At 23.0% G+C, this 2,001-nt stretch carries 1 protein-coding gene; it reads right to left on the reverse strand.

Features of this window, described 5'->3' with window-relative positions; genetic code table 11:
• Positions 1-96 precede the first annotated feature (96 nt).
• The gene (locus tag AWT72_RS08475) at positions 97-1,863 is read right to left on the reverse strand and encodes an IS1634 family transposase (RefSeq protein WP_067143594.1); all 1,767 of its coding nucleotides are present in this window, start codon (positions 1,861-1,863) and stop codon (positions 97-99) included.
• Between the last annotated feature and the right edge of the window lie 138 nt (positions 1,864-2,001).

The following is a 2,001-nucleotide window of genomic DNA, read 5'->3' on the forward strand; positions in this document are numbered from 1 at the left end:
CTTAAATTTGACACTTGGAAAATAAATAAAAGGCTACATACCCTTAAATTAAAGGATTGTAGCTTTTCTTTTTCTTTTTTTGATTGTAGTACAATTTTAATTATTTTTAGAAATTTTAAAATAATTTCTAATTCTTGATGGTGTCGCTATTCTATGTATTAATGGTGCTTTATTTACTGCATATTCTATATCTTTTATACAATTATCTATGCCATTTAATATTTTGTTATTCCCATCTAATTGGTTATAAATTAAATTACTTACAGAACTTATTATTTGTTCTGGGCTATATTTATCTTTTAAAAGCTTTTGCATAATTTTAAGCAAAACAATAGCTGTATAACATACAATGAAATGTGATTTTATACTTTCATCTTTTGAACTTCTTATTGGTCTAGTTAAAATATCTGATTTAGATAATTTAAAAACATGCTCTATTAAATATTGTTCCCTATAAGCTTTTATTATTTCTTTATCACTTAATGTATGTTGGTCTGTGAATATTATACTATAACCACTATATTCATCTATTTTATTTTCATCAATTGAATAAATAGTATTTACATTTATATCATCTATAATTTCCCCAGTTTTAGAATCACTTATTATTATTTCTTTTTTTATGAAATCTGCATATTTTCTTTTAGTTAAAATTTTTTCAACATTTCTATTATCAAGTATTTTGGTAGCTTTTTCTATTTCTTTTTCCATTTTATATTTATTCTTACGATCACATTTTCCAGAATATTGGAATATATATTTTTCTCTAATAGATTTATAATATTTTTTGCCATCTCTTATATACTCTCTTGTTATATCTAGTTTAATAGGTAAATAAAAGTAATCTAAATCAGGATTATTTTCAGCCATTTCTTGTAGTATTGGTTTAGCAACATTAAAAAAAGTGGATTTAAGCTCTTTTGATAATTTTCTAATTCTTTCTTTTAATATGTAACCATTACCGCTTAATTTTATTGCTAAAATATTTTCGGTTGATTTGACTCCTGCATCAGCAACTATGATAGATTTTTCAACTCCATGAACATTTTTTAAATCTTTTATGAATGTTTTACCAGTTGATAAATCATTGTTATTACCTGGAAATAGCAAATAGTGTAAAGGCATACCATATTTATCAACTAATAAAGCTAATTGCACTATTGGGTAATGTGAATGTTCTTTTGAATAACCTTTTTTAGCTAATATTTTATCATCATTTTCATCTGTATATATGTAAAAATTGGTTAAATCATAATGAGTTAATCTTAAATCATATTTGTATAATTTATTTATATTTTTTGATATGGTTTTAATTATTTCATCAGAATGATAAGCTAATATTTTATTTACTCTGTAAAGGTCTTTTAAATTAAAGTTTAATTTTTCGCCCATCAAATTTATTTTTTTAAATGCTTCTAATTTAGAATTAGCAAAATTAATTCTATTAAAAACTAAGAACTTGAATACATCATTTAAAGAATATTTTATTTTATATTGTTTTTCAATTGCTTTTAAAGTTTCTTTTAAGCCTAACTTATGATAAAGAAAAGACCAGTACACATTTCCGATATGTATAGAATTTTCTTGTATAGTGGTATTATCATTAATATCAAAAGAATTAAGGGCATAATCATCATTGATATCAAAAGATAAATGAAGTTTTTTCTTTTTATTTTCTTCAATGAATTTTTCGGCTTCAATTCTAAAATGTTCAATAGGGTCATCATAAATTTCTTTTAATTTAGAAACTTCGCCAAAATTAATCAAAATTTTAGTTTTAGTACCTTTAACGCCAGAAATTCTATAACTTTCAATAACTCTTAAATATTGTTTGTTTCCAACTTTTTGAACATAGTAACGCATAATTAACCAACACCTTTCTATATGTGTGTATTATACCACATTGTATCACATTTGTCAACGAATTTCTTGACAAAAAAAGGCATTATTTTCAAATGCTTTGAAATGAATTTATTTAATTACAAGTGTCAAATTTAGGTA

Origin of the sequence: Oceanivirga salmonicida, from assembly GCF_001517915.1 — a bacterium.
GTDB lineage: Bacteria > Fusobacteriota > Fusobacteriia > Fusobacteriales > Leptotrichiaceae > Oceanivirga > Oceanivirga salmonicida.